This window comes from Dyella sedimenti (assembly GCF_022760995.1).
GTDB lineage: Bacteria > Pseudomonadota > Gammaproteobacteria > Xanthomonadales > Rhodanobacteraceae > Dyella > Dyella sedimenti.
Map to the genome: position 1 here is coordinate 352,685 of NZ_JAKWJO010000001.1, position 24,819 is coordinate 377,503.

21 protein-coding genes are annotated in these 24,819 nt (G+C 68.2%); 10 read left to right on the forward strand and 11 right to left on the reverse strand.

The features are described 5' to 3' along the window. Nucleotides 1–11: 11 nt before the first annotated feature. Together MJ605_RS01610 and MJ605_RS01615 are read right to left on the reverse strand one after the other, a co-directional pair. Nucleotides 12–2,105, reverse strand: coding sequence for a glycosyltransferase (locus MJ605_RS01610; protein WP_243039107.1), 2,094 nt, complete (start codon nucleotides 2,103–2,105; stop codon nucleotides 12–14). Nucleotides 2,106–2,114: 9 nt separating this feature from the next. Continuing rightward, nucleotides 2,115–3,731, reverse strand: coding sequence for an electron transfer flavoprotein-ubiquinone oxidoreductase (locus MJ605_RS01615; protein WP_243039108.1), 1,617 nt, complete (start codon nucleotides 3,729–3,731; stop codon nucleotides 2,115–2,117). Nucleotides 3,732–3,905: 174 nt separating this feature from the next. On the opposite strand from MJ605_RS01615, the gene MJ605_RS01620 reads away from it, so the two are divergent. Together MJ605_RS01620 and MJ605_RS01625 are read left to right on the forward strand one after the other, a co-directional pair. After that, the gene (locus MJ605_RS01620) at nucleotides 3,906–5,303 is read left to right on the forward strand and encodes an amidase (RefSeq protein ID WP_243039109.1); all 1,398 of its coding nucleotides are present in this window, start codon (nucleotides 3,906–3,908) and stop codon (nucleotides 5,301–5,303) included. Between the two features lie 7 nt (nucleotides 5,304–5,310). Next, the gene (locus tag MJ605_RS01625) at nucleotides 5,311–5,952 is read left to right on the forward strand and encodes an alpha-ketoglutarate-dependent dioxygenase AlkB family protein (RefSeq protein ID WP_243039110.1); all 642 of its coding nucleotides are present in this window, start codon (nucleotides 5,311–5,313) and stop codon (nucleotides 5,950–5,952) included. Here the strand turns inward: MJ605_RS01625 and MJ605_RS01630 are convergent. The 4 genes from MJ605_RS01630 to MJ605_RS01645 are packed head-to-tail and all read right to left on the reverse strand — an operon-like array spanning nucleotide 5,949 to nucleotide 9,463. Further along, entirely contained in the window at nucleotides 5,949–6,569 is a 621-nt protein-coding gene (locus MJ605_RS01630) for an ABC-type transport auxiliary lipoprotein family protein (protein WP_243039111.1), read from the reverse strand. The genes MJ605_RS01625 and MJ605_RS01630 overlap by 4 nt on opposite strands. Continuing rightward, nucleotides 6,566–7,504, reverse strand: coding sequence for an MlaD family protein (locus MJ605_RS01635; RefSeq protein WP_243039112.1), 939 nt, complete (start codon nucleotides 7,502–7,504; stop codon nucleotides 6,566–6,568). Before MJ605_RS01635 ends, MJ605_RS01630 begins: the two co-directional genes overlap by 4 nt. 1 nt (nucleotide 7,505) lies before the next feature. Continuing rightward, on the reverse strand, nucleotides 7,506–8,321 hold the full coding sequence (locus tag MJ605_RS01640) for an ABC transporter ATP-binding protein (RefSeq protein ID WP_243039113.1): 816 nt from the start codon (nucleotides 8,319–8,321) through the stop codon (nucleotides 7,506–7,508). Further along, nucleotides 8,318–9,463: an ABC transporter permease gene (locus MJ605_RS01645; protein WP_243039114.1), complete on the reverse strand. Its 1,146-nt coding sequence runs from the start codon at nucleotides 9,461–9,463 to the stop codon at nucleotides 8,318–8,320. The genes MJ605_RS01640 and MJ605_RS01645 overlap by 4 nt, the downstream gene beginning before the upstream one ends. A 306-nt stretch (nucleotides 9,464–9,769) precedes the next feature. Here MJ605_RS01645 and cysD point away from each other — a divergent pair, with 306 nt between their 5' ends. The 6 genes from cysD (at nucleotide 9,770) to MJ605_RS01675 (ending at nucleotide 16,919) form a co-directional block, all read left to right on the forward strand. Further along, entirely contained in the window at nucleotides 9,770–10,726 is a 957-nt protein-coding gene (gene cysD / locus MJ605_RS01650; RefSeq protein WP_425600953.1) for a sulfate adenylyltransferase subunit CysD, read from the forward strand. Beyond that, complete coding sequence (gene cysC, locus MJ605_RS01655) at nucleotides 10,726–12,591, forward strand: adenylyl-sulfate kinase (RefSeq protein WP_243039116.1); 1,866 nt, start codon at nucleotides 10,726–10,728, stop codon at nucleotides 12,589–12,591. Before cysD ends, cysC begins: the two co-directional genes overlap by 1 nt. Nucleotides 12,592–12,786: 195 nt before the next feature. Continuing rightward, nucleotides 12,787–13,887, forward strand: a complete 1,101-nt coding sequence (gcvT, locus tag MJ605_RS01660; RefSeq protein WP_243039117.1) for a glycine cleavage system aminomethyltransferase GcvT — start codon at nucleotides 12,787–12,789, stop codon at nucleotides 13,885–13,887. 103 nt (nucleotides 13,888–13,990) lie between these two features. Then, nucleotides 13,991–14,386 (forward strand): glycine cleavage system protein GcvH, encoded by a 396-nt coding sequence (gcvH, locus tag MJ605_RS01665; RefSeq protein ID WP_243039118.1) that lies wholly within the window; start codon nucleotides 13,991–13,993, stop codon nucleotides 14,384–14,386. Between the two features lie 621 nt (nucleotides 14,387–15,007). Further along, nucleotides 15,008–15,538, forward strand: coding sequence for a met regulon transcriptional regulator MetJ (metJ, locus tag MJ605_RS19325; RefSeq protein WP_345779508.1), 531 nt, complete (start codon nucleotides 15,008–15,010; stop codon nucleotides 15,536–15,538). 343 nt (nucleotides 15,539–15,881) lie between these two features. Then, on the forward strand, nucleotides 15,882–16,919 hold the full coding sequence (locus MJ605_RS01675; protein ID WP_243039119.1) for an energy transducer TonB: 1,038 nt from the start codon (nucleotides 15,882–15,884) through the stop codon (nucleotides 16,917–16,919). Between the two features lie 99 nt (nucleotides 16,920–17,018). Here MJ605_RS01675 and MJ605_RS01680 read toward each other — a convergent pair whose 3' ends face one another. Beyond that, nucleotides 17,019–18,317 carry a serine hydrolase domain-containing protein gene (locus tag MJ605_RS01680; RefSeq protein ID WP_243039120.1) on the reverse strand — a complete coding sequence of 433 codons (1,299 nt, stop codon included), beginning with the start codon at nucleotides 18,315–18,317 and terminating at the stop codon, nucleotides 17,019–17,021. A gap of 199 nt (nucleotides 18,318–18,516) precedes the next feature. Continuing rightward, nucleotides 18,517–20,097 carry a GMC family oxidoreductase gene (locus MJ605_RS01685; RefSeq protein WP_425600973.1) on the reverse strand — a complete coding sequence of 527 codons (1,581 nt, stop codon included), beginning with the start codon at nucleotides 20,095–20,097 and terminating at the stop codon, nucleotides 18,517–18,519. A 68-nt stretch (nucleotides 20,098–20,165) separates the two neighbouring features. Here MJ605_RS01685 and MJ605_RS01690 point away from each other — a divergent pair, with 68 nt between their 5' ends. Further along, nucleotides 20,166–21,482 carry an NTP/NDP exchange transporter gene (locus tag MJ605_RS01690; RefSeq protein WP_243039122.1) on the forward strand — a complete coding sequence of 439 codons (1,317 nt, stop codon included), beginning with the start codon at nucleotides 20,166–20,168 and terminating at the stop codon, nucleotides 21,480–21,482. Nucleotides 21,483–21,492: 10 nt separating this feature from the next. Here MJ605_RS01690 and MJ605_RS01695 read toward each other — a convergent pair whose 3' ends face one another. The 3 genes from MJ605_RS01695 to mtgA form a co-directional block, all read right to left on the reverse strand. Beyond that, entirely contained in the window at nucleotides 21,493–21,921 is a 429-nt protein-coding gene (locus MJ605_RS01695; protein WP_243039123.1) for a CBS domain-containing protein, read from the reverse strand. A 101-nt stretch (nucleotides 21,922–22,022) separates the two neighbouring features. Next, nucleotides 22,023–22,958, reverse strand: a complete 936-nt coding sequence (locus MJ605_RS01700; RefSeq protein WP_243039124.1) for a glycosyltransferase family 2 protein — start codon at nucleotides 22,956–22,958, stop codon at nucleotides 22,023–22,025. Nucleotides 22,959–23,021: 63 nt separating this feature from the next. Then, nucleotides 23,022–23,762 (reverse strand): monofunctional biosynthetic peptidoglycan transglycosylase, encoded by a 741-nt coding sequence (gene mtgA / locus MJ605_RS01705; RefSeq protein WP_243039125.1) that lies wholly within the window; start codon nucleotides 23,760–23,762, stop codon nucleotides 23,022–23,024. Nucleotides 23,763–23,890: 128 nt separating this feature from the next. Here mtgA and hslO point away from each other — a divergent pair, with 128 nt between their 5' ends. Continuing rightward, nucleotides 23,891–24,790: an Hsp33 family molecular chaperone HslO gene (gene hslO / locus MJ605_RS01710; RefSeq protein ID WP_243039126.1), complete on the forward strand. Its 900-nt coding sequence runs from the start codon at nucleotides 23,891–23,893 to the stop codon at nucleotides 24,788–24,790. Nucleotides 24,791–24,819: the final 29 nt, after the last annotated feature.

A 24,819-nucleotide genomic window follows, 5' to 3' on the forward strand; every position in this document is an offset into this window, starting at 1 on the left:
TGCGCACCGCTTCAGCGCTTGCCGAGTGCGCGTTCCAGCGCCTCGTAGGCAAGACGGGATGAAAAATGGCGTTTCACGTTATCGATGGAGGCGGTCGATAGCCGGCTCCAAAGATCGGCGTTCTGTTGGAGTTCTTGCGCCGCCTGTGCGAAATCCTCAGCCGTCTCGGCAAGCAGAACGTCGGTACCTTTCTCCAGATGCATGCCTTCGACGGCCAGCGGTGTGGCGATGACCGGTACGCCATAACTCATTGCCATATTGATCTTGCCCTTCACGCCGGCGCCAAAACGCAACGGAGCGAGCGACGCGAGCGCGCCATCCAGCCAGGGAGCGAGGTCGGGCACACGTCCATGCAGTTCAAGCCCGGGGGCGCGAAGTTCTTCGCGGGCCGAGTCGGGAACATCGCCGAGTACGTGCACGCGGGCATCGGGTGCGTGCTTGCGTAGCGCAGGAAGAATGTCGGAGGCGATCCAGCGAACGGCGTCTGCGTTGGGTGGGTGGCCAAAGCCCCCGATGAACACAAAATCGCGGCGCAGCGCCTGTGGCTGACGGCATCCGTGCACCTCATGGATATTCGACAACAACTCCACCTTCGCCTGTGGCACCTCCGCCGCCAGCAGCGCCTGCTCGTGCGGGCTTACCACAAAGGTCACGTCGCACTGCTCGATCAAGGCCAGTTCGCTCTTGCGCGATGCCAGTGCCTGGCGGGCCATGGAGGCGCTGCCGCTGAGTTCCGCTGCGCGTTGTTCGCGCAGGAAGTGCAGGTCCACCGTGTCGAACAGCAGTCGAGCCTTGGGCGCCAACTTGCGGACCAGCGAGGCGTATTGTCCAGCCACGGTGTGGCGGCAAAGAATCACTGCGCGCAATTCGTGACCGTGCGCGCGTAGCCAGTGGGGCAGGTCGGAGACCCACGGGCGGCACAGCACTTCGGTGCCGAGTGCGCCCATGGCCCGGACTTCCTCGTCAGATGCGCGTCCGTCGTCGGGCAGGAACGCGACAGCCCAGCCTTGTTCGTCCAGCAGTCGCAGGATGGCGCTCAGGCGCAGCGAACCGGAGTCGCGCGTGGGCTCGGGAGTCATGCTATCGACGACCAGGATGCGACCACGGCGTCGCCAGCGCAGCGCGCGCATCAGCGAAGTGCCCACGGGCGGATGGTCGTTCAGTGCGTCGTTCCACTTGGCGACGAAGGTCGCCTGGTTCGTCACCTGATGGCGCTTCATGCCGGCGTGCAGGTCGGTGCCGGCGCTGATGCCTTCGCAGTGGATGATGGTGCTGGAAGGCTCGTAGTAGACCTTCAGCCCCTGCTGGCGAACGGCGAAGGCGAGATCGACGTCTTCGTAGTAGGCCGGCGCGTAACGCTGGTCGAAGCCGCCTATGCGCTCGAATACGTCGCGGCGGATCATCAGTGAGGCGCCGCTGACATAGTCCACTTCACGGCGGAAACGCCATGCGGGCGCGTCGCGCTGTTCGAAGCGTCCCGATGTCCAGCAACTGCCGTCGGCGAACACCAGTCCGCCGGCTTCCTGCAATCGGCCATCGGGGTAGACCAGACGGCTTCCTGCGATGCCGCAGTCGGCATGCTCGCCAAAGCAACACAGCAAGCCGTCCAGCCAGTTCGGCATGACCTGCGTGTCGTTGTTGAGGAACATCAGAAACTGGCCGCGTGCCACCGCCGCACCCGCATTGCAGCTGCCGACGAAGCCGAGGTTGCGCTCGTTGCGCAGCAGGCGCAGGCCTCCGATCTGCTCGAGCAGGGCGGCGGAATCATCCGGCGATTTGTCGTCCACCACGATGACTTCAAAGGGCGCGTCAGCCGCGTTGCGCACCAGCGAGCGCAGGCATGCAAGCGTATAGGCCACCTTGCCGTGGATCGGGATGATCACCGATACCAGGGGTTGCTCCGAGGTGGGCAGTGCGAACGGCGTAAAGGGTGCGTCCAGCGATTCGACGTGCAGCGAATCGTCGAGCGTCGGTCGTCGCTCGAACTCCTGACGAACACGAGCAAGTGTGCCCCTCCAGCCGCGCAGCGCCACACTGCCACGGAAGCGCTGCAGTGCGTAATTCAGGCGCTTGAAGCGCCAGGTGAGTCGGGCGGACAGCGTCATGTCCTCTTGTCAGAGGTTCTGGTAATTCGGACCCGACCCGCCCTCCGGCGTCACCCAGTTGATGATCTGGTAGGGGTCCTTGATATCGCAGGTCTTGCAGTGCACGCAGTTGGCGGCGTTGATCTGCAGGCGCTTGCCGCTGCTCCCATCAGGCTTGGTGTCGTCGACGATCTCATAGACGCCGGCGGGGCAGAAGCGGGTGCAGGGGTTGCCGTATTCCACCGCGCACTGGGTCACGCACACGTGGGTGTCGGCCACGTGCAGGTGGATGGGCTGGTCCTCGTCGTGCTCGGTGGCGGCGAAGTAGACGCCGGCCAGGCGGTCGCGCGGGGGCAGTTCGCGCGTCACGTAGTCGCGCCTGGGTTCCTCCTGCTGGCCGAGCTTGTGCAGCGAGGACCAGTCGGCTTTGTTCTTCAGCGTCCACGGCGAGGCGCCGCCGACGGCGGTTTCCCAGGCGGCATTCAGCATGCCGAACCACAGGCCCTTCTTGAAGGCGGGCTTGATGTTGCGTACCTTCTTCAGCTCGGCCATCGCTTCCGAGCCGCGCAGCTTCGCATCGAAGCCGGCCGGCTCGAGGTCGTTCGCCACTAGGTGCTCGGCGGCCAGCATGCCGCTGCGGATGGCCTGGTGGGTGCCCTTGATCTTGGGCACGTTGAGCAGGCCGGCGGTGTCGCCGATCAGCAGGGCGCCAGGCATCTCCACCTTGGGCAGCGACTGGTAGCCGCCGGTGACGATGGCGCGCGCGCCGGCGGAGAGGATGCTGCCGCCCTCCAGCAGCGACTTCACCATGGGATGGTTCTTCCACTGCTGGAAGGCCTCCCACGGCTGGTAGTTGGGATCGGTGTAGTCCAGGCCGCTGACGTAGCCCAGCGCGATGCGGTCCTTGTCCAGGTGGTAGAGGAAGCTGCCGCCGTAGGTGTGGCTGTCGGCCGGCCAGCCGAGGCTGTGCACGATCTTGCCGGGCTGCACGCGCCCGGCGGGCACCTGCCACAGCTCCTTGATGCCGATGGAGTAGCCTTGCGGATCGCTGTCCTGGTCCAGTTTGAAGCGCTTGATCAGCTGCTTGGTGAGGCTGCCGCGCGCGCCTTCGGCCAGCACGGTGACCTTGGCCTTGATGTCGATGCCCTGGGTGTAGCCGCTTTTGTGCGAACCGTCCTTGGCCACGCCCATGTCGCCGATGCGCACACCGGCGACGGCGCCATCCTCGGCATAGATGTTGTCGGCGGCGGCGAAGCCCGGGAACACGTCCACGCCCAGCGCCTCGGCCTGTGGCGCGAGCCAGGCGCACATCGCGCCCAGCGACACGATGAAGTTGCCGTGGTTGTTCATTCCCGGTGGCACCGGTAGCTTGTGGCCGCCGGTCTTGCTGAGCAGCCAGAACTCGTCCTCGGTGGCCGGCACGCAGATCGGCGGCGGGTTGTCGCGCCAGCCCGGCAGCAACGCGTCCAGCGGCTGCGGCTCGATCACGGCGCCGGAAAGGATCTGCGCGCCGATGGTGGAAGCCTTCTCGATCACGCACACGCTCACGTCGGGCTTGAGCTGCTTGAGGCGGATGGCGAAGGAGAGGCCCGCGGGGCCTGCACCCACGACGACGACGTCGTATTCCATGGTTTCGCGGTCGCTCATGGCGGACTCCAACTGGCTAGTGCGGCACGATTCCGTTCCCGGACGTATGGAAACGGGCAAACCGGCATTGTCCGGGTTCGGGCCGTGGGGGGCAACGGAGGTATTCGGAGGGACCTTGCATACCCTTCATCTGCGGTGGTGATAATCGCTGGCAGCGAGCCCATGGAAGACATCATGAACCTGCAGCCCCCGATCAGCGACCTGGACCTGCGCCGCGCCACGATGTGCCAACTGCTGCACTGGCTGGCGGTGGAGCGCGTGCAGCCGCAGGCACTGGCGGAGACCTACCTGGAGGCGATCGAGCGGCTCAATCCGCAACTCAATGCCTATGTCGGCGTGGGTTCGGCGATGCTGCAGGAGCAGGCGCTGGCCGCCCAGCACCGCCGTCGCGACGGGGTGATCGGGCGGCTCGACGGCATCCCGGTGGCGCTCAAGGACAATTTCGACGTTGCCGGCTGGCCTACCCGCGCCGGCCTGGGCGGCCGCGGCCGGCCGGCGGAGGACGATGCGCACGTGGTGGCGCGGCTGCGCGCCTCGGGGGCCATCCTGGTGGGGCGGACCAACATGGACGAGGGGGCGCTGGGAGCGGTGACCGACAATCCCCACTACGGCCCCACCCATAACCCGCACCGCCATGGCTATACCGCCGGCGGCTCGTCGGGCGGCGCGGCGGCGGCCGTGGCCGCGGGGCTGGCCGTGGCCGCGATCGGTTCGGACAGCCTGGGTTCGATCCGCATCCCGGCGAGCTATTGCGGCGTCTATGCGCTCAAGCCCACGCATGGTGAAATCTCCGCCCGCGGCATGGTGCCGGCGGCCCGCCGGCTGGATACGGTGGGGCTGGTCGCGCGCAGCGCGGACGATCTCACCGTGCTGCTGCAGGTGCTGGCTGGCTACGATGCCGACGATCCGCGCTCGCGCCGCCGCCGCGTGGCGCTGTCGCCGCCGGACTGGGAGCCTGGCCGGCTGCGCGCAGGCTTCCTGCCCAACCTGGCCGCGCTCGGTGTGCGGCCGGAAGTGATCGAGGTGTTCGAGGCCGCACTGGCCAAGTGGCCGCGCGAGCTGGGCGAGCGCCGTACGGTGGATTTCGCCGATTGGGATTTCGCCCGCACGCGCCGGGCCGGCCTGCTGCTGATGGAGGCGGAGATGCTGGGCACCTTCGCCGCCGAGCTGGCCGATGCCGGGCATTGCGTCTCGGAGCATTTCCGCCGCCTGCTGGGCTATGCCGCCGGCAAGAGCGCCGCCGATTACGCTGCCGCCGATCGGGTGCTCGACGCCGCCACGCTCAAGATGCGGCGGCTGTTCGCCCAGGTCGACGTGCTGGTGCTGCCCACCACGCCGCAGGGCGCCTTCCCGCTGGATGGGCCGGTGCCCGACTCGCAGGCCGACCTGACCGCCTTCGCCAACCTGGCAGGATGCCCCGCCGTCAGCATTCCCATGGGCTACCTGCCGGATGGCATGCCGATCGGGCTGCAACTGGTGGGCGCGCGTGGCGCGGACCTGCGCCTGCTGGAGCTGGCCTCGATCTGCGCGGCGACGCTGGACGTGGAGCCATCCTTTCCCGCCATCGCCTGAGCGTGGCATGGCCGTGGGCTTGTTCGATCAGTCGCAGGAGCCGGGATGGCAAGCCTTGCCGCTGCCTGGCGCCGAGCTGGCCTTGTGGCCGCAATGGCTGGCGCCGCCGGAAGCCGACGAACTGCTCGCCGACCTGCTGGCAGCGGTGCCGTGGGAAACCCACCGCATCCGCATCTATGGCCGCGAGGTCGATTCGCCGAGGCTGAGCTGCTGGATCGGCGACCCGGCGGCTACCTACGTGTATTCGCGCACGCGTTTCCAGCCGCATCCCTGGCTGCCGGTGCTGGCCGCCTTGCGCGAGCGTGTCGAGCAGGCCTGCGGCGCCCGCTTCAACAGCGTGCTGGCCAATCTCTACCGCGACGGGCGTGACGCCATGGGCTGGCACAGCGACGACGAGCCGGAATTGGGCGACCGTCCCGTCATCGCCTCGCTGAGCCTGGGCGCCGTGCGGCGTTTCCGCTTCAAGCCACGGCTGGGCGGCACGCGGCATGACACCCAGGCCATCGCATTGGGACACGGCAGCCTGCTGCGCATGGCGGGCGACACGCAGCGGCTTTACGTGCATGGCGTTCCGCGGACGAGCGCGCCGGTGGGCGCGCGGATCAACCTGACCTTCCGCTGGATCGACCCGGCGCGCCGCCGCGACTAGTCGCGGCCGGCGGCCGGCCGCAGCGGCTGCTGCAGGGTCCACGCCAGCACCTGTGTCGCCAGGGTGTCGCTGGCCTGGCCGAAGGCGGCCACCACCTGCGGCACCGCCGTGCCGCCGACCGGCTGGACGATGTCGAAGCGTCGCGTGGCGATCACGCGCAGGCCGTTGGCCTGCACCAGGCGTGCGTCGAAGCGGATCACCACCACCGGGGCTCCTTCCCGGTATTCCGACTGGAAGGCGCGCAGGTCGCCGGTCAGCGTGTAGTCGGCGGGCAGGGCATTGTCGTCGTCGCTCACCGAGGCCGCGCGACCGTCGTCGCGGAAGGCATCGATCAGGCGGTTGCGCAGCAGGGTGGTGGCGTTGTCGCTCCAGCGCGCGCCCTTGTAGACGCTGATCACGTTGCCCTGCGGCATCACCGCGATGCGCGAGCTGTCGATCATGCGTTCAGCCTGCGGCGTGCCGATGCGCAAGGACCATCCGGCCGGCGCGGCCTGGGCATGCGGCAGCGGCGTCGCGGGCAGGCGATAGATGTCCGGCGACTCGGCCTTGGGCAGCACCGAGCAGGCGACCAGCAGCGCCGCTGCCATGCCGGCGGAAAGAAAGGCGGGCAGCCTCATGGCACGAACTCCTTGTTTTGCTCGCGGCCGAGCAGGAAGCCGGCCGGGTTGTCGTCGAGGCGCCGCGTGATGCCGCGCAGCGAACTGGCCGCGTCGCGCAGTTCGCGCACGGCCGGGCCCAGCTCGTTGAAGCCTTGCATGCCGCCGCTGATGGCGGCACGGTTGTCGTTGACCAACTGGTCGATATGGTTGGCGATGCGCTCCACCGAGGCCAGCGCGTTCCTGGCGCTGTCGAAGGTGGCGCGGCCCTGGCTGTCGATCAGGCCATTGGCGTTGCGTACCAGCTGTTGCGTTTGCGCCAGGGTGTCGTTGGCCTGCTTGCTGGCCTCGGCCAGTTGCCTGAGCAAGGTGCGGATGTCGTCGCGCTGGTCGGCGATGGCGCCGGTGGCCTTGTCCAGGTGGTCGAGGGTGCGCGAGACGCGATCCATGTTCTCCGGCGACAGCAGCTCGCTGGCGCGCGCCAGCACCTCGTTGATGTTGACCATCAGGTCCTCGCCGTTGGCGAGGATGCGCGCCAGCGGCGAGGGATCGGCCACGATCACCGGCGGCTGGCCGTTCTTGCCCACCAGCGGCGGGCTTTGCGGCGAGCCGCCGCTGAGCTGGATCACCGCCAGGCCGGTGACGCCGGTCAGGGCCAGCTTGGCGTGCGTGTCCTCGCGCACCGGCGTGTCGCCGCCCACGCGAATCCAGGCGAGTACCTTGCGCGGATCCTGCGGATCGAGCTTGAGCTGGGTGACGTCGCCCACCTTGATGCCGTTGTATTGCACCGCGCCGCCCTGCGAGAGGCCGGTCACGGCCTCGTTGAACACCACCTCGTAGTAGGCGAACTGGCGGTCGGCGCTGGTCTTGGCCAGCCACAGGGCGAACAGCAGGGCGGCGGCCACCACCAGCACGGTGAACAGGCCGATCAGCACATGATGGGCGCGGGTTTCCATGTCACTTCACCTCGGGGGACGGTTCATGCTCGTGCGCCTGTTCGGCGGCGCGGCCGCGCGGGCCGTGGAAATACGATTGCACCCACGGATCGGGGCACCGGGCCACCTCGTCGAGCGGTCCGACCACCAGCACCTTCTTCTGCGACAGCACGGCGACGCGGTCGCAGATGGTGTACAGCGTGTCCAGGTCGTGGGTGACCAGGAACACGGTCAGCCCCAGCGCGTTGCGCAAGGTCAGGATCAACTGGTCGAAGGCGGCGGCGCTGATCGGGTCCAGGCCCGCCGTGGGCTCGTCCAGGAACAGGATCTCCGGGTCCAGCGACAGGGCGCGCGCCAGGGCCGCGCGCTTGACCATGCCGCCGGACAGCTCGGCGGGATACTTGGTCTCCGCACTGGCCGGCAGGCCGGTCAGGGCCAGCTTCACGCCGGCCAGTGCCTGCGCCTCGGGCCGGGACAGGCCGGCATGCTCGATCAGCGGCATGGCCACGTTTTCCACGATGTTGAGCGAGGAGAACAACGCGCCGTTCTGGAACAGCACGCCGAAGCGCCGCTCCATCGCCGAGCGTTGTCCGGGCGGCAGGCCCAGCAGGTCCTTGCCGAACACGTGGACCTGACCGGCGGTGGGGCGCTGCAGGCCCACGATGCTGCGCAGCAGCACCGACTTGCCGGTGCCCGAGCCGCCGACCACGCCGAGGATCTCGCCGCGGCGCACGTCCAGGTCCAGTTGCTCGTGCACGGTCTGCGCGCCGAAGCGGTTGACCAGGTGGCGCACCTGGATCACGTCGTCCTGGGGGTGTGGCCTGGGCAGCGCGTTCACCAGCCCATCTCCATGTAGAACAGCGCGGCCAGCGCATCGAGCAGGATCACCACGAAGATCGACTGCACCACGCTGGAAGTGGTGTGCTCGCCCACCGATTCGGCGCTGCCGGTGACCTTGAAGCCTTCCAGGCAACCGATCACCGCGATCAGGAAGGCGAACACCGGCGCCTTGGCGATGCCCACCAGGAAATGCCGCACGCCGATATCCGATTTCACCAGGTTGATGAACATCAGCGGCGAGATGTCCAGCGTGAGGGCGCAGACCAGGCCGCCGCCCACCAGGCCCGCCATCATGGCCAGGAAGGTCAGCATCGGCAGCGTGGCCAGCATGGCCAGCACCCGCGGCAGCACCAGCAGTTCCATGGGATCCAGGCCCAGCGCGCGGATGGCGTCGATTTCCTCGTTGGCCTTCATCGAGCCGATCTGCGCGGTGAACGCGCTGGCGGTGCGGCCGGCCAGCAGGATGGCAGTGAGCAACACGCCGAACTCGCGCAGGAACGAGTACGCCACCAGGTCCACCGTATAGATGGTGGCGCCGAAGTCGGCCAGCACGGTGGAGCCCAGGAAGGCCACCACCGCGCCCACCATGAAAGTGAGCAGCACCACGATGGGCACGGCATCCAGTCCGGTCTGCTCCATGTGCGCCACCAGCGAGGTCACGCGCCAGCGCCCCGGTCGCCAGGCGGTGCGGACGAACGTATCCAGGGTGAGCCCGATGAAGCCAAGCAGCCGGATCTGCTGGTGCCACACGTTCGCCATCGCCGCGCCGATGCGGGCCAGCAGGTCGGCTAGGGCGTTGTGGCGCTGCTTGCCGGGTGCCTCGCTATAGGCCCCCATCGCGGTGCCGACGGTTTGCAGCAGGGCGCGCTGGGCGGCCGGCAGGCTGGGATCGGCCTGGGCCAGGCTGCCGAGCCGGTCGGCGCCCAGCAGGCCCGCCAGCAGGGACGCCCCGGCGGTGTCCAGGGCACCGAGGCCGGCCAGGTCGATGGCGATGCCGGGGTCCAGCGGGGCGCGCAGGGCGGCGATCGCGCGCTCGAGCGAGGCGTAGTGGGCAAGGGTCCAATCCCCCGTCACGCGCAGGCGTGGCGGTGTGGCGGTGGCATCGAGTTGTGCGCTTCCTGTCGCCGTCGATGTGCTCATGGTGCCGATCTTAGAGCCTGTTTACGATCTCCGCGTAGCCCGCGTTGAGTCGGTGTGCCCACCAGGCAGCCGCGCGCGGCTCGACCTGACAGCCAGTCAGGCGCTTCGCCACGCACGACTCCCTGGCGGGCACACCGACTCAACGCGGGCTACGCGGAGATCGTAAACAGGCTCTCAGTGGAGTGGCGCGTACGACGGGTGATGACGTTCGCCGGGCCTGTCGGCGCATGCGAAGCTGAAGCGTTACTTCACGCCTCGCGGTCGGTATCGCTGCCTGCCTCGGCGTTTTCGGCTAGATTTCCCCGGATGACTGCCAGCGATGGCGGCTGTCCAAGCCACAGGCCAGTGAACCTCCTTCCTATGTCACCCATGTCCCACCTGGACGCGCTCGAGGCCGAGAGCATCCATATCTTCCGCGAGACGGCGGCGTCCTTCGAGAGGCCGGTGATGCTCTATTCGATCGGCAAGGACTCCTCGGTCCTGCTGCACCTGCTGCGCAAGGCATTCCATCCGGCCCGCCCGCCGATGCCGCTGCTGCACGTGGACACCACCTGGAAGTTCCGCGAGATGATCGCCTTCCGCGACCGGGTGGCGGCCGAGGGCGACGTTGACGTGCTGGTGCACGTCAACGAGGAGGGGCTGCGCCAAGGCATCTCCCCGCTGACCCACGGTTCGGCCGTGCACACCGACGTGATGAAGACCGCGGCGCTGAAGCAGGCGCTGGACAAGTACCGCTTCGATGCCGCCATCGGCGGTGCCCGCCGGGACGAGGAAAAGTCGCGCGCCAAGGAACGCGTATTCTCCTTCCGCAACGCCCAGCACCGCTGGGACCCCAGACACCAGCGTCCCGAGCTGTGGCACACCTACAACACAGCGATCCACGCGGGCGAGAGCGTGCGCGTGTTCCCCCTGTCCAACTGGACCGAGATGGACGTGTGGCGCTACATCCGCCGCGAGGGCATTCCCGTGGTGCCGCTGTATTTCGCCAGGCCGCGGCCGGTGGTGCGGCGCGACGGCGCGTGGATCATGGTGGACGACGAGCGTTTCACCCTGCGCGAGGGCGAGGCGGTCCAGATGCGCCAGGTGCGCTTCCGCACCCTGGGATGCTATCCGCTGACCGGCGCGGTCGAGTCCGGCGCGGATACCCTGGACAAGATCATCGACGAGATGGCGGCCTCCCGCAGTTCCGAGCGGCAGGGTCGGATCATCGACCAGGACGGCAACGCCTCGATGGAGCGCAAGAAGCAGGAGGGCTATTTCTGATGACGACCCGGGAACAGGCCGCCGACACCCCTCTGCTGCGCTTCATCACCTGCGGCAGCGTCGACGATGGCAAGAGCACCCTGCTGGGCCGCCTGCTGTACGACGCCGGCATGGTGCCGGACGACCAGCTCGATGCGCTGGCCCGCGACAGCCGCCGGCTGCACGCGGATGCGCCCGACGCGCTGGATTTCTCCCTGCTCACCGATGGCCTTGACGCCGAGCGCCAGCAGGGCATCACCATCGACGTGGCCTACCGCTACTTCCATACGCCGCGGCGCAGCTTCATCGTGGCCGATTGCCCCGGCCACGAGCAGTACACCCGCAACATGGCCACCGGCGCCTCCAACGCCGAACTGGCGGTGGTGCTGGTGGACGCGCGCAAGGGCCTGCTGCCGCAGACGCGCCGGCATACCTATATCTGCGCGCTGATGGGCATCCGCCAGGTGGTGCTGGCGGTGAACAAGATGGACCTGGTGGATTTCCGCGACGACATCTACGCGGCCATCACCCACGAGTACCGCGAGCTGGCCGTCCAGCTCGGCATCGGCCGGGTGGATTGCCTGCCGGTGGTCGCGCCGGGCGGCGACAACGTGGGCCGGCGTTCCACGCGCATGAGCTGGTACGACGGCCCTTGCCTGCTGGAACTGCTGGAATCGGCCGATACCGCGGCCACCCGGGCCGCCGACTTCCGCCTGCCGGTACAATGGGTCAACCGGCCCGATGCGTTCTTCCGTGGCTATGCCGGCACCGTGGCGGGTGGCCGCGTCGCGGTCGGCGACGAGGTCGTGGTACAGCCGGCCATGCGCCGCGCACGCATCGAGCGCATCGTGACCGCCGACGGCGACCTGCCCGAGGCGGGCGAGGGCCAGGCGGTGACGCTGATGCTGGATCGCGAGGTCGATGTCAGCCGCGGCGACGTGATCGCGGACGCCGCCCGCCCGGCGCCGGTCGCCGACCAGTTCGCCGCCCACGTGCTGTGGATGGGCGACGAACCGCTGCTGCCCAACCGCGCCTACTGGCTGAAGATCGGCGCGCGCACGGTCAATGCCCGCGTCACCTCCATCAAGCACAAGGTCGACGTCAACACCCAGGCCGAGCTGGCGGCGCGACGGCTGGACCTGAACGAGGTCGGCTACTGCAACATCGACCTGGACCACGCCATCGCCTTCGAGGCGTACAAGGTCAACCGCAGCCTGGGCGGCTTCATCCTGATCGACCGGCAGACCCACGCCACGGTCGGCTGCGGCATGCTCGACTTCGCCCTGCGCCGTGCCGCCAACGTGCATTGGCAGCACACCGACCTGGACAAGGACGCGCGCAGCGCCAGCAAGGGCCAGCGACCGCGCTGCCTGTGGTTCACCGGCCTGTCCGGCGCGGGCAAGTCCACCGTCGCCAACCTGGTCGAGCGCCGGCTGCATGCGCTGGGCTACCACACCTATATGCTGGACGGCGACAACCTGCGTCATGGCCTGAACAAGGACCTGGGCTTCACCCCCGAGGCACGCGTGGAGAACGTGCGCCGCGTGGCCGAGGTGGCGCACCTGATGGTCGATGCCGGGCTGATCGTGCTGGTATGCGTGATATCGCCGTTCCAGAGCGAGCGGCGCTTCGCCCGCGGCCTGTTCGACGAAGGCGAATTCCTCGAGGTATTCGTCGACACCACGCTGGAGGAGTGCGAGCGGCGCGATCCCAAGGGCCTGTACCGCAAGGCGCGTGCCGGCGAGATCCTCAACTTCACCGGCATCGACTCGCCCTACGAGGCGCCCGAGCGGCCCGAGCTGCATCTGCGCACGGCGGGCCTGCGTCCCGAGCAACTGGCCGAGCAGGTGGTGGAGCAATTGTTGGCCGGGCTGGGGCCGCGCTGATCGCCATCGGGCGTCCCCGTTTGCCGTTCCCGCTTTCGCCGGGATGACGGTGGAGGGGATGTGGCGGTGCGGGTGTTCGATGTTGCGCCGCACGACGCCTCCCGGTACGCCTGCGCATGCTTGCCGCATCGCGCGTGGCTTGGAATGTATCGGTGCGCCCGGCGATAATGCCGCTTTTCCCAAGGCGTGATCGCGATGACCGAGAAGACCGTACTCAACGACACCCACCGCGCGCTGGGTGCGCGCATGGTCGACTTCGGTGGCTGGGACATGCCGATCAGCTACGGCTCGCAGATCGAGGAGCATCACGCCGTCCGCCGCGACGCAGGCATGTTCGACGTCTCGCACATGACGGTGGTGGACCTGCACGGCGAGCGCGTGAGGGAGTTCCTGCGGCACCTGCTGGCCAACAGCGTGGACAAGCTGAAGGCGCAGGGCAAGGCGCTGTACTCGTGCATGCTCGATGAGCAGGGCGGGGTGATCGACGACCTGATCGTGTACTTCCTCGGCGAGGAATTCTTCCGCCTGGTGGTGAACGCCGCCACCCGCGCCAAGGACCTGGCCTGGATCGAGCGGCAGGCCAAGGCCTTCGGCGTGGAGGTCAGGGAACGCCCGGATTTCGCCATGATCGCCGTGCAGGGCCCGCGGGCCCGCGACAAGGTGATCGGCTTGCTGGCCGAGGTGGACCGCGAGCGCATCGGCAAGCTCGGCAAGTTCGCCGCCGCCGCCGCGCAAGGACCGCACGGCATGCCGCTGTTCGTGGCGCGCACCGGCTACACCGGCGAGGACGGCTTCGAGATCATCGTGCCGCAGGAGCATGCCGTGGCCCTGTGGCAGGCCCTGGCCACCGTGGGCGTGGCGCCGTGCGGCCTCGGCGCGCGCGACACCCTGCGCCTGGAGGCGGGCATGAACCTCTATGGCCAGGACATGGACGAGAGCGTCTCGCCGTGGGAGGCCAACCTCGGCTGGACCATCGCGCTGGACGAAGGCCGCGACTTCATCGGCCGCAAGGCGCTGGAGGCGCAGAAGGCCGCTGGCGTGAAGCGCGTGATGGTCGGCCTGGTGCTGGACGAGAAGGGCGTGCTGCGCCACGGCCAGAAGGTGCTGACCGCCCATGGCGAGGGCGAGATCCTCTCCGGCAGCTTCGCCCCCACGCTCAACAAGGCGGTGGCCTTCGCACGCATTCCGGCCGGCGAGCCGGGCCGGGTGCGCGTGGACATCCGTGGCCGCGAGGTGCCCGTGCGCGTGGTGAAGTACCCGTTCGTGCGCGACGGCAAGCCCTGCGAGGGCATCTGAGCTTTCCAGCGGCGCGGCCGTGCGGCGGCCGTGTTGCCTATCGGGTGAAGCGATTAGAATGGCCGCTCCATCCACGACCCGACACCAACGACTGGATCCGATCATGAGCGAGATTCCCGGCGATCTGAAATTCCTCAAGTCCCACGAATGGGCCCGCGTCGAAGACGACGGCCTGGTGCGCGTGGGTATCTCCGACCATGCCCAGGACCAGTTAGGCGACCTGGTGTACGTGGAACTGCCGGAAATCGGCGCCAGCGTGCAGGCGGGCCAGGGCGTGGCGGTGGTCGAGTCGGTCAAGGCCGCCTCGGACATCTACAGTCCCGTATCGGGCGAGGTCGTGGCGGTCAACGAGACCCTCAACGACAAGCCCGAGACCATCAACGAGGATGCCTTCGGCGACGGCTGGATCTTCCTCGTCCGCGCCAGCAACCGTGGCGAGCTGGACGACCTGCTCGATGCCGACGCCTACGCCGAGCTGGTCGAGAACGAAGACCACTGAAGTCCTTCGCGGGACGAATCCCCGATGCCGGCCGTTTGAAGACGGCCGGCATCTTTTTGGATGTGGCCCGTCGACGTCCCGTTTCCCGGCGCCGGCGGAACGGCGGGCCGGTGGCCCCAGTCGCATCGATGGACGTCCATCGCGCCATCGCAAATCGCCGGGCCGACTTGCCGCATGGCCGGATGCCGAAGGACTCTTCAAGCTCCCGTCGGCGGTTCCGGAGGGCGATTGCGGGTCGGGGAGCCCGCGATGCGTCGATCCTTCCCAAACCGTGAATCCAGTCGCGTTTCGTTCATTCTGGACGGAGGGCGGTGGCGCGGAGGCCATGCGGTGGCCTCGGCTGCGGGGATGAACGCCGCATGCGAGGCCTTATTGGCACGGCGTGGCGAAAATGCCTTGTTTTTTGCGGTTTTCTGTAATTCGCATTTAATGCATGGCCATAATGTTTTGGCAGTATGGACGTCCAATCAAAAATGCCTTTGAACCCCCTTGAGGCCTTGTCCGGTGGGGGTTTGGGGCATCCCTGGGGTGGGTGAAACGGATTGATTTCATGGCTAAAATCAATTGACAGTTGAAATCTTCAGGAATAGCTTTCGCATCGGAACACGGAGAACGGGTGCCATGGCAACATCGAAATTCATCAAGCCTTATGTCGAGCATGGAGAAAAGGCCGGCGCAGTACGCAAGATCACGGTCTCGATTCCCCTGCATGTACTGAGGCCCCTGTCTGACGAACGCACCCGTCGTCAGGTCAACAATCTTCGGCACGCCACCAATAGCGATTTGCTTGTGGAGGCGTTCCTACATGCTTTTACTGGGCAACCACTGCCAACTGATGAGGAGCTGAGACGAACTATGGCCACTGCCAAGAAAGCTGCTAAGAAGCCGGCCGCCAAGAAGGCGACCAAGAAGACCGCTGTGAAGAAGGCCGCCGCCAAGAAGCCGGTTGCCCGCAAGCCGGCCGCCAAGAAGGCTGCCGTGAAGAAGGTTGCCAAGAAGGCTGTCGCCAAGAAGCGTCCGGCGGCCGCCAAGAAGGCCGCCGTGAAGAAGGTCGCAACCAAGAAGGTGGCGAAGAAGGCCCCCGCCAAGCGCACCGTGAAGAAGGCCGCTGCCGCCAAGGTGGTGAAGGCCACCAAGGCTGCCAAGAAGTAAGCATCACCCATAACAAGCCAGATCGACTTTTCTCCCCGCGGTGCCCAGCGCGGGGGGAGTCCTTCGAAAGAGCGATTCGTCCCGGCCCATGCCGGGACGCTTCGTTTCCGGGCTAGGAAAAATTCTTAGCCGAGGCACGTCGTCGCACCGGCAGCCGAATCGCCACGTCTGACGGCGATCGGGACGCCCCATGGGACGCCGCGAAGCTACGGGCGATTTGCCGTAGTGCTGCATTACGGTTACCTTTTCCCCATCCGCGCCGCGGCCAGCCTGGGGAGGCTCGCCGCTCCTGGATTCACAGGGGGAAAAAGCGCGGGTATCTGATGAAACTCGGTGAGAGACCATGGATACCCGATACATATCTCATGCGCGCCGCCGTGCGCGCGGGGCCGTTCGGCCCGCTGCCATTGCCATCGTCGTGGTCGTCGCCGTGCTGGCGGCGGCTTCGTGGTTCCTCATTATCAAGCCGCACCAGGAATTGATGGAGGCCGATGCGGGCGGACATCCATCCACGCCCGTCCAGCCAGGCGCGCAGGCGACGCCGCCGGCGAACGTGGCGGCGATGAGCCTCAACCAGTTGCTGGCCGAGGCGCGCAAGGCGGTCAACGACCAGCGCCTGCTGGCGCCCTCCGGCAACAACGCGTTCGAGTTCTACCTCAAGGTGCTGGAGAAGCAGCCGGGCAACCAGGTGGCCAGCGATGCCTTGCGCGAGACCTTCCCGGTGGGCGCGAGCGTGGCCGAGCAGACCATCAACCAGCGCGACTTCAACGAGGCGCAGCGCCAGATCGACCTGCTCGCCAAGGCCGATCCGGCCAACTACACCCTGACCATCCTGCGTTCCAAGCTCGATGCCCAGCGCAAGCTGCAGGATCGCGAGCAGCAGCAGGAAGCCGACAAGGAGCGTCAGGCCCAGCTGGCGGCGCAGAAGGCCGCGGCCGACAAGGCGGACGCCGAACGCCAGGCGGCCGAGGCGCAGCAGAGGGCTTTGGCCGACCAGCGCGCGGCACAGGCGCGCCAGGCCCAGCAGCAGGCGGCCGAGGCTTTGCGCCAGCAGCAGTCGGCACCCGCCAATGCCGCCGCCTCCGCGGTCGCGGCATCCTCCGGCAGCGCGACGCATGGTCCGGTGCTGGTGCGCAACGTGAATCCGCGCTATCCCACCGCGGCGGTGCGCTCCAACCAGGAAGGCTGGGTGGAGGTGAGCTTCACCATCACGCCCGAAGGCAATGTCGATGACGTGAAGGTGATCGATGCCGAGCCGCGCCACGTGTTCGATCGCGCCGCGGTGGAGGCGGTGAGCCGCTGGAAGTACGACCCGGCCACCAAGGACGGCACGCCCGTGGCGACGCAGGACAAGCGCCGCATCGTGTTCAAGCTCAACTAGCCGGGTGGGCCGCAGCGGGCCCGCGCCATCGCCCGGAGCCACGAAGCGCCGCATGGTCCCCATGCGGCGCTTTCGCTTTCCGCGGCTCCGGTCCGGCGCTCAACGCTGGGTGGTGTGGATGCGGGTTGCGGTCTTCGGCTTGTTGCGGGACTTGCTCCTGGCGGCCGCCGCCGGCGCGTCGCTTTCGATGCCCGCCCAATCCACGTGCGGCAGGCCGAGCAGGCTGTCGAACACCATCGGCATGAGGCCGGACGGTACCGGGTCCGAGGAATTCCACAGCGTCACCACGCCGATGTGGTACTTGGGAAAGAAACCGATCATGGTGCGGTAACCCTCGACCGCCCCGGCATGGAACACCAGGGTGTCCCCGCCGTAGTCGAACACGCGCCAGCCGAGCGCGTAGTGCGCATCGGAGAGCCGCGCGCGGCGCCAGGGCGAGGAGCGCAGTTCGACCGGCGTGGCCACTTCCGGCGCGTGGAGCATGTCCAGCAGCTTCGCGGGCAGCACGTCGGGACGGCCGCCCATCTGCGCGATCAGCCATTGCTCCATGTCGCGCAGGCTGGCGTTGACGCCAGCCGCCGGCGCCACCCGGTAATAGGCGTCCTTCGGCTCGAAGGGGATCCAGCCATGGCTGTTGGCCCGGTGCGGGCGCGCCCAGCTCTTGCTCTGTTCCAGTCCCTCGCGGCCGTAGCTGGCGGTCTTCATGCCCAGCGGATAGAACAGCCGCTTGTCGACCTGATGGCTGAAGAAGTCGCCGGTCTGCGCATAGACCACGTCGCCGATCAGGCTGAAGGCGACGTTCTGGTAGCCGTAGCACTGGCCTACCCCGCAGGTGAGGCTGACCTCGTCCAGCTTGCGTGCCAGTTCCTCGTAGGGGATGTTTTCCTCGAGCATGCTGTCGTAGGTGTTCTTGGGCAGGCCCAGGCGCTGGCCGAGGATGTCGCGCACGGTCGCCTGCTCGGCGGCCGCATCGCTCTTGAGCTTGAAGAAGGGCAGCACGGCGGCGAGCCGGGTGTCCCAGCTCAGCTTGCCGTCCTCCACCAGCATGCCGGTCAACGCGGTGGCGAAGGCCTTGGAGAGCGAGGCCAGGCGAAAGACAGTTTCTGGCGTGACCGGTTCGCGCGTGGCGGCGTTGGCGTAGCCGAGGGTGTCCTCGAACACCACCTTGTCGTCCAGCACGATGGCGGTGGCCAGGCCGGCGACGGCGTTGCGCTGGTCCAGCCGATCCAGCCACTGCTGGTAGGACGACACGGCCTCCTTTACGCGATCGGGCGGCAGCGGCTGGGCCGGCGCGGCGGCGCTGACCGGGTCGGGCGGCGCCGAGGCGGTGCGGGCCGAAAGCGAGGTGCTCAGGCCCAGCGATGCGGCGATGAGCAGGGAGATCGTGCGGAACGTCATGCGATGGGAACGCTTGCTAGGCGCCGCATCGGCGCCGGTGGAACGATCCCGGCCCCGCATATGCCTGGCCGGAGGGTGGCGAGCCGGTTCATCCATGAGGCCCGCGCGAGGGTACTCCAGTCCTCCCGGAAAATCCCGGTGAAGCCCGCAGGGATTTCCATCCCGGGTCTGTTGGGACAAGCCGGCCTGCGGCAAAGTTTCATGAACAGGCCCCGAGGATCAGGTCGCTGGCGCGTTCGGCGATCATGATGACCGGCGCGTTGGTGTTGCCGCTGGGCAGGCTGGGCATCACCGAGGCATCGACCACGCGCAGCCCTTCCACGCCGCGCACGCGCAGCTCGCTGTCCAGCGGCGCGTTGCCGTCGCTGCCCATGCGGCAGGTGCCGGCGGGGTGGTAGATGGTCTCGGCCTTGCGGCGGATGAAGTCCGCGTAGTCAGCGTCACTGGACAGGGTGCGCTCGGGAAACACCGGCGCGCCGCGATAGGGCGCGAAGGCGGCTTGCGCGAGGATCTCGCGCGACAGGCGCGCGCCTTCGATCATGCGTTGCAGGTCGTGCCCCTCGGGATCGCCGAGATAGTTGGCGTGGATGGCGATCGGCTGTGACGGATCGGCCGAACGCAGGCGCAGCCAGCCGCGGCTGCGCGGGTGCAGGTAGCACGCATGCACCGTATAGCCGTGGCCGGGCAGGCGATGGCGGCCGTGGTCATCGAGCAACGCGGGCACGAAGTGGAATTGCAGGTCGCAGCGCTCGTCATCGGCGAGGCGGCTGCGCACGAAGCCGCCGGCCTCGGCCACGTTGGAACTGCCGGGACCATCGCGGTGGCGCAGGAAGCGCCAGCCGGCAGCCAGTTCGTTGAGGTGGTCGTAGGTGATGTTCCGCGTGCTGCCATCCAGCGTGCAGATGTCCAGGTGGTCCTGCAGGTTCGCGCCCACGTCCGGCAGGTCGGCTTGCACGGCGATGCCGTACTCGCGCAGATGGTCGGCGGGGCCTACACCGGAAAGCATCAGCAACTGCGGGGTGTTCACTGCGCCGCCGGCCAGGATCACTTCACCGGCCTCGAGCAGCGGACCGCCGCCTTGCAGCTGAACGCCCACCGCGCGCCCTTGGCGGATCGCCACGCACGCCACCGCGGCCCGCGTGCGCACTTCGAGGTTTGGCCGTCCGCGGGCAGGGCGCAGGTAGCCGGTGGCGGTGGAGCAGCGCAGACCGCCACGCTGGGTGACCTGGTACAGGCCGAAGCCTTCCTGGCGCTCGCCGTTGAAATCGTCGTTGCGGGAAAACCCTGCACTGCATGCCGCCTCGACGAAGGCATCGGACAGCGGGTTGCGATGGCGCAGGTCGCTCACCCCGAGCGGACCGCCGACGCCATGCAGCGCGCCGGCGCCACGGGTGTTGTCCTCGCTGCGCAGGAACCAGGGCAACACTTGCCGCCACGACCAGCGCGCGTCGCCGGTGGCCTGCGCCCAACGTTCGTAGTCGCCCGGTACGCCGCGGATGTAGCACATCGCGTTGATCGCGCTGGAGCCGCCGAGGGTCTTGCCGCGCGGCCACCACAGGGTGCGTCCTTGCAGGTGCGCCTCCGGCTCGGTGCGGTAGTTCCAGTTGATGCGGCGGTTGTTGGCCAGGCGCGCGATGCCGGCCGGCATGTGGATCAGCGGGTTCCAGTCGGCCGGCCCGGCCTCCAGCAGCAGCACGCGCTTGCCGGCATGGGCGCTGAGCCGGTTCGCCAGAACGCAGCCGGCCGAGCCGGCGCCGACGATGATGTAGTCGTAGGCCATCATTCCCCCTGTGCCAGGACCGTCATGGGGCCATGCTAGTCTGTCCGCGTCCCATGCTGGAAACGCCGGTGAACGCCTCCCCACCCGCCGCCGCGAACGAAGGCCTCGCCTCGACCCTGTCGGCCGTGGCCTTCTTCTTCGTGATGACGGCTTACTACATCATCCGGCCCGTGCGCGACCAGCTCAGCGGCGCGGTCGGCTCGCAGTCGCTGCCGCTGTTCTACGGCAGCACGTTCGTCGTGATGCTGCTGCTGACCCCGGCGTTCGGCGCGCTGGTGGCGCACTACCCCCGCAAACGCCTGCTCGGCTGGTGCTACAGCTTCTTCATCGCCTGCCTGGTCGCCTTCGTGCCGGCCTTCCTGGCGCAGGACCGCATCGGCGCGCGCGCCCTGGGCGTGGTGTTCTTCGTCTGGGTCAGCGTGTTCAACCTGTTCGTGGTGTCGCTGTTCTGGAGCTTCATGGCGGACATCTTCCAGAGCGCGCAGGCGCGGCGGGTGTTCCCGCTGATCGCGCTGGGCGGCATGGCCGGCGCCCTCTTCGGCCCGACCCTGACCAAGCTGCTGGTGACGATCATCGGCGTGGCGCCGTTGCTGGTGCTGTCGGCGGGCATGCTGCTGGTGGCGCTGGGCCTGCTGCTTACGATCTCCACACGCCACGACTGCCGCGAGCCGCTGCGGCGCGACGAGGTGATCGGCGGCTCGCTGTGGGCCGGCATCAAGGAGCTGTGGACGCGTCCGTTCCTGCGCTACATGGCCATCCTGATGGTGCTGGGCGATGGCATCGGCACGCTGGCCTACGCGCTGATCGCCGACTACACCAAGGTCCATCTGCCGGACCGGATCGCGCGCACCGCCTTCTACAACGACCTGGACCTGGTGACCAACCTGCTTGGCGCGGTGCTGCAGCTCACCTTGACGCGTTGGCTGCTGATCCGTCGCGGCGCGGCGTGGGCGCTGGTGGTGCCCGCGCTGGTCAACCTGGTCCTGCTGGCGTCATTGGCGGTGACCGGGGCCGGCGACATCACCCTGTTCGGCGCCACGATACCGCTGCTGGCGGTAACCCTGGCCGGCTCGCGCGGCTTCGCCTACGGCATGACCAAGCCGGCGACGGACGCGCTCTACACGCGCGTGCCGCGGGAGACGCGCTACAAGGGCAAGAACTTCGTGGAGACGGCCATCTGGCGCTTCGGCGATGTGGTGGTCACCAGCGGGGTGACGCTGCTGGGCGCGGTGGGCATGGCTGCCGGCGGCATGGCGGCGATCGGCGCGGGCATCTCGGCCCTGGCCACCTGGGTGGCGGCGCGTGCGGGCCGGTCGCCCGACCTGCTGCCGGAGCAGCCTTCCAAGCCGCATGGTTCCCAGCCGGCGCGGCCGGCCGAGGCCTGAGCGGTCGTCGCTAGCTGGTGATGTAGCGCTGCAGCTGCTCGATCTGCTCGGCCTGGGCGTCGATGACTTCCTTCACCAGGTCGCCGATCGAGATCACGCCGATCACGCGCTCGCCGCTGACCACCGGCAAGTGGCGGATGCGGCTGTCCGTGCACAGGCGCATGCAGTCGAACACGTCGGTATCCGGCCCCACCGTGAGCGCCGGGCTGCTCATGATCTCCGAGACCGCGGTCTGCGCGGAGGAGCGGCCCTGCAGGATCACCTTGCGCGCGTAGTCGCGCTCGGAAACGATGCCTACCAGCCGTTCGCCACGCATCACCAGCAGCGCGCCGACGCGGCGCTCCGCCATGAGCTTGATCGCTTCGAGCACGGGCGCGTCCGGTGCGATGCTGTAGATGTCGCTGCCCTTGCTTTCCAGCAAATGCTTGACCTGGCGCATGCTTGAACCTCCCACGCGACCGTGGACGGGCCGCATGGGCGCAGTCTAGCGCCGCCGTGGCCGAGTGGTGTTGGGGGGATGTGAAGCGCGGGGGATGGGTTTCAGTGCCGCGTGGGCAACCGCTCGGCTTCGACGAAGTACAGCGGCCGCTGCTTGCTTTCCAGGTAGCTGCGGCCGAGGTACTCGCCGATCACGCCCAGCGCCAGCAGCTGCACGCCGCCCAGGAACAGGATCGCCACCATCAGCGAGGGGTAGCCGTGCACGGGATCGCCATACAGCGCCGCCTTGCCGAACACCCACAGGCCGTACAGGAAGGCCAGGGCGGAGGACAGCAGGCCGATCCAGGTGGCCATGCGCAGCGGCGCCGCCGAGAACGAGGTGACGCCCTCGATGGCCAACTGCAGCAGCCGCCAGTAGTTCCATTTGGTGCGGCCGGCCTGGCGCGGCTCGCGCAGGTAGTACACCGCGGTCTGCCGGTAGCCGATCCAGGTGAACAGGCCCTTCATGAAGCGCTGCCGTTCGCGCAGTTGGCGCAGTGCCTCCACCGCGCGGCGCGAAAGCAGGCGGAAGTCGCCGGTGTCGCGTGGCATGTGCAGGTCCGACAGCCGCTCCATGCCGCGGTAGAACAGGGCGGAGGTGAAGCGCTTGAAGCGGGTCTCGCCGGCCCGCGTGGTGCGGGTGGCATAGACCACGTCGAAGCCGGCCCGCCACTGCTCCACCAGCGAGGGGATCAGCTCGGGCGGATCCTGCAGGTCGGCGTCGATCACCACCACGGCATCGGCGTCGGCACGGTCGAGTCCCGCCGTCATCGCCGCTTCCTTGCCGAAGTTGCGGGATAGCCGCAGGGCGCCGGCATGCGGGTCGCCCGCGGCCAAGCCTTCGAGCAGCGGCCAGCTGCCGTCCTGGCTGCCGTCATCGACGTACAGCACCTCGCCATCCAGCGGCAGTTCGTCCAGCACGCGACGGAGCCGGGCATGGAAGGCCGGCAGCACGGCCGCTTCGTTGTAGACGGGCACGACGACGGTGAGGCGTGGCATGGCGGGCGCTGGATGGCCGGATGGTCGCCGCATGCTAGTGCAGCGGCGGCCAGGCGGCGAGCTTCAGCGGTGCCGTACCTCGCGTGGCGGCTGCCAGCCTTGGAGATAGGCAGGACCGCCCAACTGGCCCATCTGCTGCAGGATCCAGTTGGCCCGGCCCTGCACGTAGGGGCTGGGATGGTCGGCATGGTAACGGCGCGGGCTGGGCAGCACCGCCGCCAACCGTGCCGCCTGGGCCGCTCCCAGCCGCGAAGGCGGCGCGTGGAAGAACGCCTCGCTGGCCGCGCCTACGCCGTAGATCCCATCGCCCATCTCGGCGATGTTCATGTACACCTCCAGGATGCGCCGCTTGGGCCAGCTCAGCTCGATCAGCACGGTGAAGTATGCCTCCAGCCCCTTGCGCACGAAGCTGCGGCCGTTCCACAGGAACAAGTTCTTGGCGGTCTGCTGGCTGATCGTGCTGGCGCCGCGCAGGCGCTTGCCCTCGTCGGCCGCGTCCACCGCGTCCTGGATGGAATCGAAGTCGAAGCCGTGGTGGAACGGGAATTTCTGGTCCTCGCCGGCCACCATCGCCAGCGGTACATAGGGCGATACCTGGTCCCACGCGACCCAGTGGTAGCGGAGCCGGAAATCCTTTTCGCCATGCAGCAGCGCACCGGCCCGGCGTTCCAGCATCACCGCCGAGGTCCAGGGCGGCACGAAGCGCAGCGCCAGCACGGCCAGCCAGCTCAGCGCCAGCCAGCCCACGGCGAGCAGGGTGAACAGGCGCAGCAGGCGGATGGGCAGCGGGCGTCGTAGAGTCATGGCGGCGCGTGGACGAGATCGCGGCAGTATAAGGGCCGGTCACAGGCGGCCTGCGATGGGTCTGCGGATCGTTGCGCCGCGGTGCCGCCGCCCCCATATCGGGACATTGCTCTTGAGAGGCCCCTATCGTGGAAACCGTGCTTGTCGAAGATGTGCTGCATCGATTCATGCTTGAGCGCGCCGGGGTGCGCGGCGTGCTGGTCCGGCTGGGGCCGGCCTGGCGCGAGGTGGCCGGCCGCTCGGCCTATCCCGGCGTCCTGCGCTCGGTGCTGGGCCAGACCTTGGCCGCCAGCGCGCTGCTGACCGGCAACATCAAGCTGGATGGCGCCCTGTCGGTGGAACTCAAGAGCAGCGGGCCGCTGCGCCTGCTGTTCGCCGAATGCACCGACCAGGGTCGCCTGCGCGGCCTGGCGCGCTGGACCGATCCGCTGCCCGACACGCTCAACCTGGCCGAGCTGCCCAACGCGATCATGGCCATCACCATCGGCCATGCCGAGCGTGGCCAGCGCTACCAGGGCCTGGTCGACCTGCAGCATCCGGACCTGGCCGCGGCGCTGGAGAACTACTTCAGCCAGTCCGAACAGCTGCCGGCGCGCATTGTGCTGGCGGCGGACGGCGAGCACGCGGTGGGCCTGATGCTGCAGAAGCTGCCGGACGAAGGCGGCCATGACGCGGTGGAGGACGAGGACGCCTGGACCCGCATCCAGCACCTCACCGCTACCCTGGGCGAGCAGGAACTGCTGGCCACGCCGCCGGAACAGCTGCTGTTCCGGCTCTACCACGAGGAATCGGTGCGCCTGTTCGAGCCCAGGCCCCTGGCCTTCGGCTGCAGTTGCACGCGCGAACGCGTGGAGGCCGTGCTGCGCTCGCTGGGCCGCGACGAGGTGGAGGCGGCGCTGGAAGCGCGCGAGGGCGAGATCGAGGTGATCTGCGAGTTCTGCGCGCAGCGCTATACCTTCGACCGCATCGACGCCGAGCACTTGCTCAGCGCCAGTCCCCAGGCCAACGCGCCGACCACGGCGCAGTGACCGCGAAAGCGATGAAATAGGGACGGGCC

Bases quoted from the DNA above. Each gene is read 5' to 3' on its own strand.
- MJ605_RS01635 (WP_243039112.1), bottom strand. From the start codon at position 7,504: ATGGAAACCCGCGCCCATCATGTGCTGATCGGCCTGTTCACCGTGCTG.
- MJ605_RS01680 (WP_243039120.1), bottom strand. From the start codon at position 18,317: ATGACGTTCCGCACGATCTCCCTGCTCATCGCCGCATCGCTGGGCCTG.
- MJ605_RS01630 (WP_243039111.1), bottom strand. From the start codon at position 6,569: ATGAGGCTGCCCGCCTTTCTTTCCGCCGGCATGGCAGCGGCGCTGCTG.
- MJ605_RS01645 (WP_243039114.1), bottom strand. From the start codon at position 9,463: ATGAGCACATCGACGGCGACAGGAAGCGCACAACTCGATGCCACCGCC.
- gcvT (WP_243039117.1), top strand. From the start codon at position 12,787: ATGACCGAGAAGACCGTACTCAACGACACCCACCGCGCGCTGGGTGCG.
- mtgA (WP_243039125.1), bottom strand. From the start codon at position 23,762: ATGACTCTACGACGCCCGCTGCCCATCCGCCTGCTGCGCCTGTTCACC.
- MJ605_RS01700 (WP_243039124.1), bottom strand. From the start codon at position 22,958: ATGCCACGCCTCACCGTCGTCGTGCCCGTCTACAACGAAGCGGCCGTG.
- MJ605_RS01615 (WP_243039108.1), bottom strand. From the start codon at position 3,731: ATGAGCGACCGCGAAACCATGGAATACGACGTCGTCGTCGTGGGTGCA.
- MJ605_RS01625 (WP_243039110.1), top strand. From the start codon at position 5,311: ATGGCCGTGGGCTTGTTCGATCAGTCGCAGGAGCCGGGATGGCAAGCC.
- gcvH (WP_243039118.1), top strand. From the start codon at position 13,991: ATGAGCGAGATTCCCGGCGATCTGAAATTCCTCAAGTCCCACGAATGG.
- MJ605_RS01675 (WP_243039119.1), top strand. From the start codon at position 15,882: ATGGATACCCGATACATATCTCATGCGCGCCGCCGTGCGCGCGGGGCC.
- MJ605_RS01620 (WP_243039109.1), top strand. From the start codon at position 3,906: ATGAACCTGCAGCCCCCGATCAGCGACCTGGACCTGCGCCGCGCCACG.
- MJ605_RS01685 (WP_425600973.1), bottom strand. From the start codon at position 20,097: ATGGCCTACGACTACATCATCGTCGGCGCCGGCTCGGCCGGCTGCGTT.
- cysC (WP_243039116.1), top strand. From the start codon at position 10,726: ATGACGACCCGGGAACAGGCCGCCGACACCCCTCTGCTGCGCTTCATC.
- metJ (WP_345779508.1), top strand. From the start codon at position 15,008: ATGGCAACATCGAAATTCATCAAGCCTTATGTCGAGCATGGAGAAAAG.
- MJ605_RS01695 (WP_243039123.1), bottom strand. From the start codon at position 21,921: ATGCGCCAGGTCAAGCATTTGCTGGAAAGCAAGGGCAGCGACATCTAC.
- MJ605_RS01610 (WP_243039107.1), bottom strand. From the start codon at position 2,105: ATGACGCTGTCCGCCCGACTCACCTGGCGCTTCAAGCGCCTGAATTAC.
- cysD (WP_425600953.1), top strand. From the start codon at position 9,770: ATGACTGCCAGCGATGGCGGCTGTCCAAGCCACAGGCCAGTGAACCTC.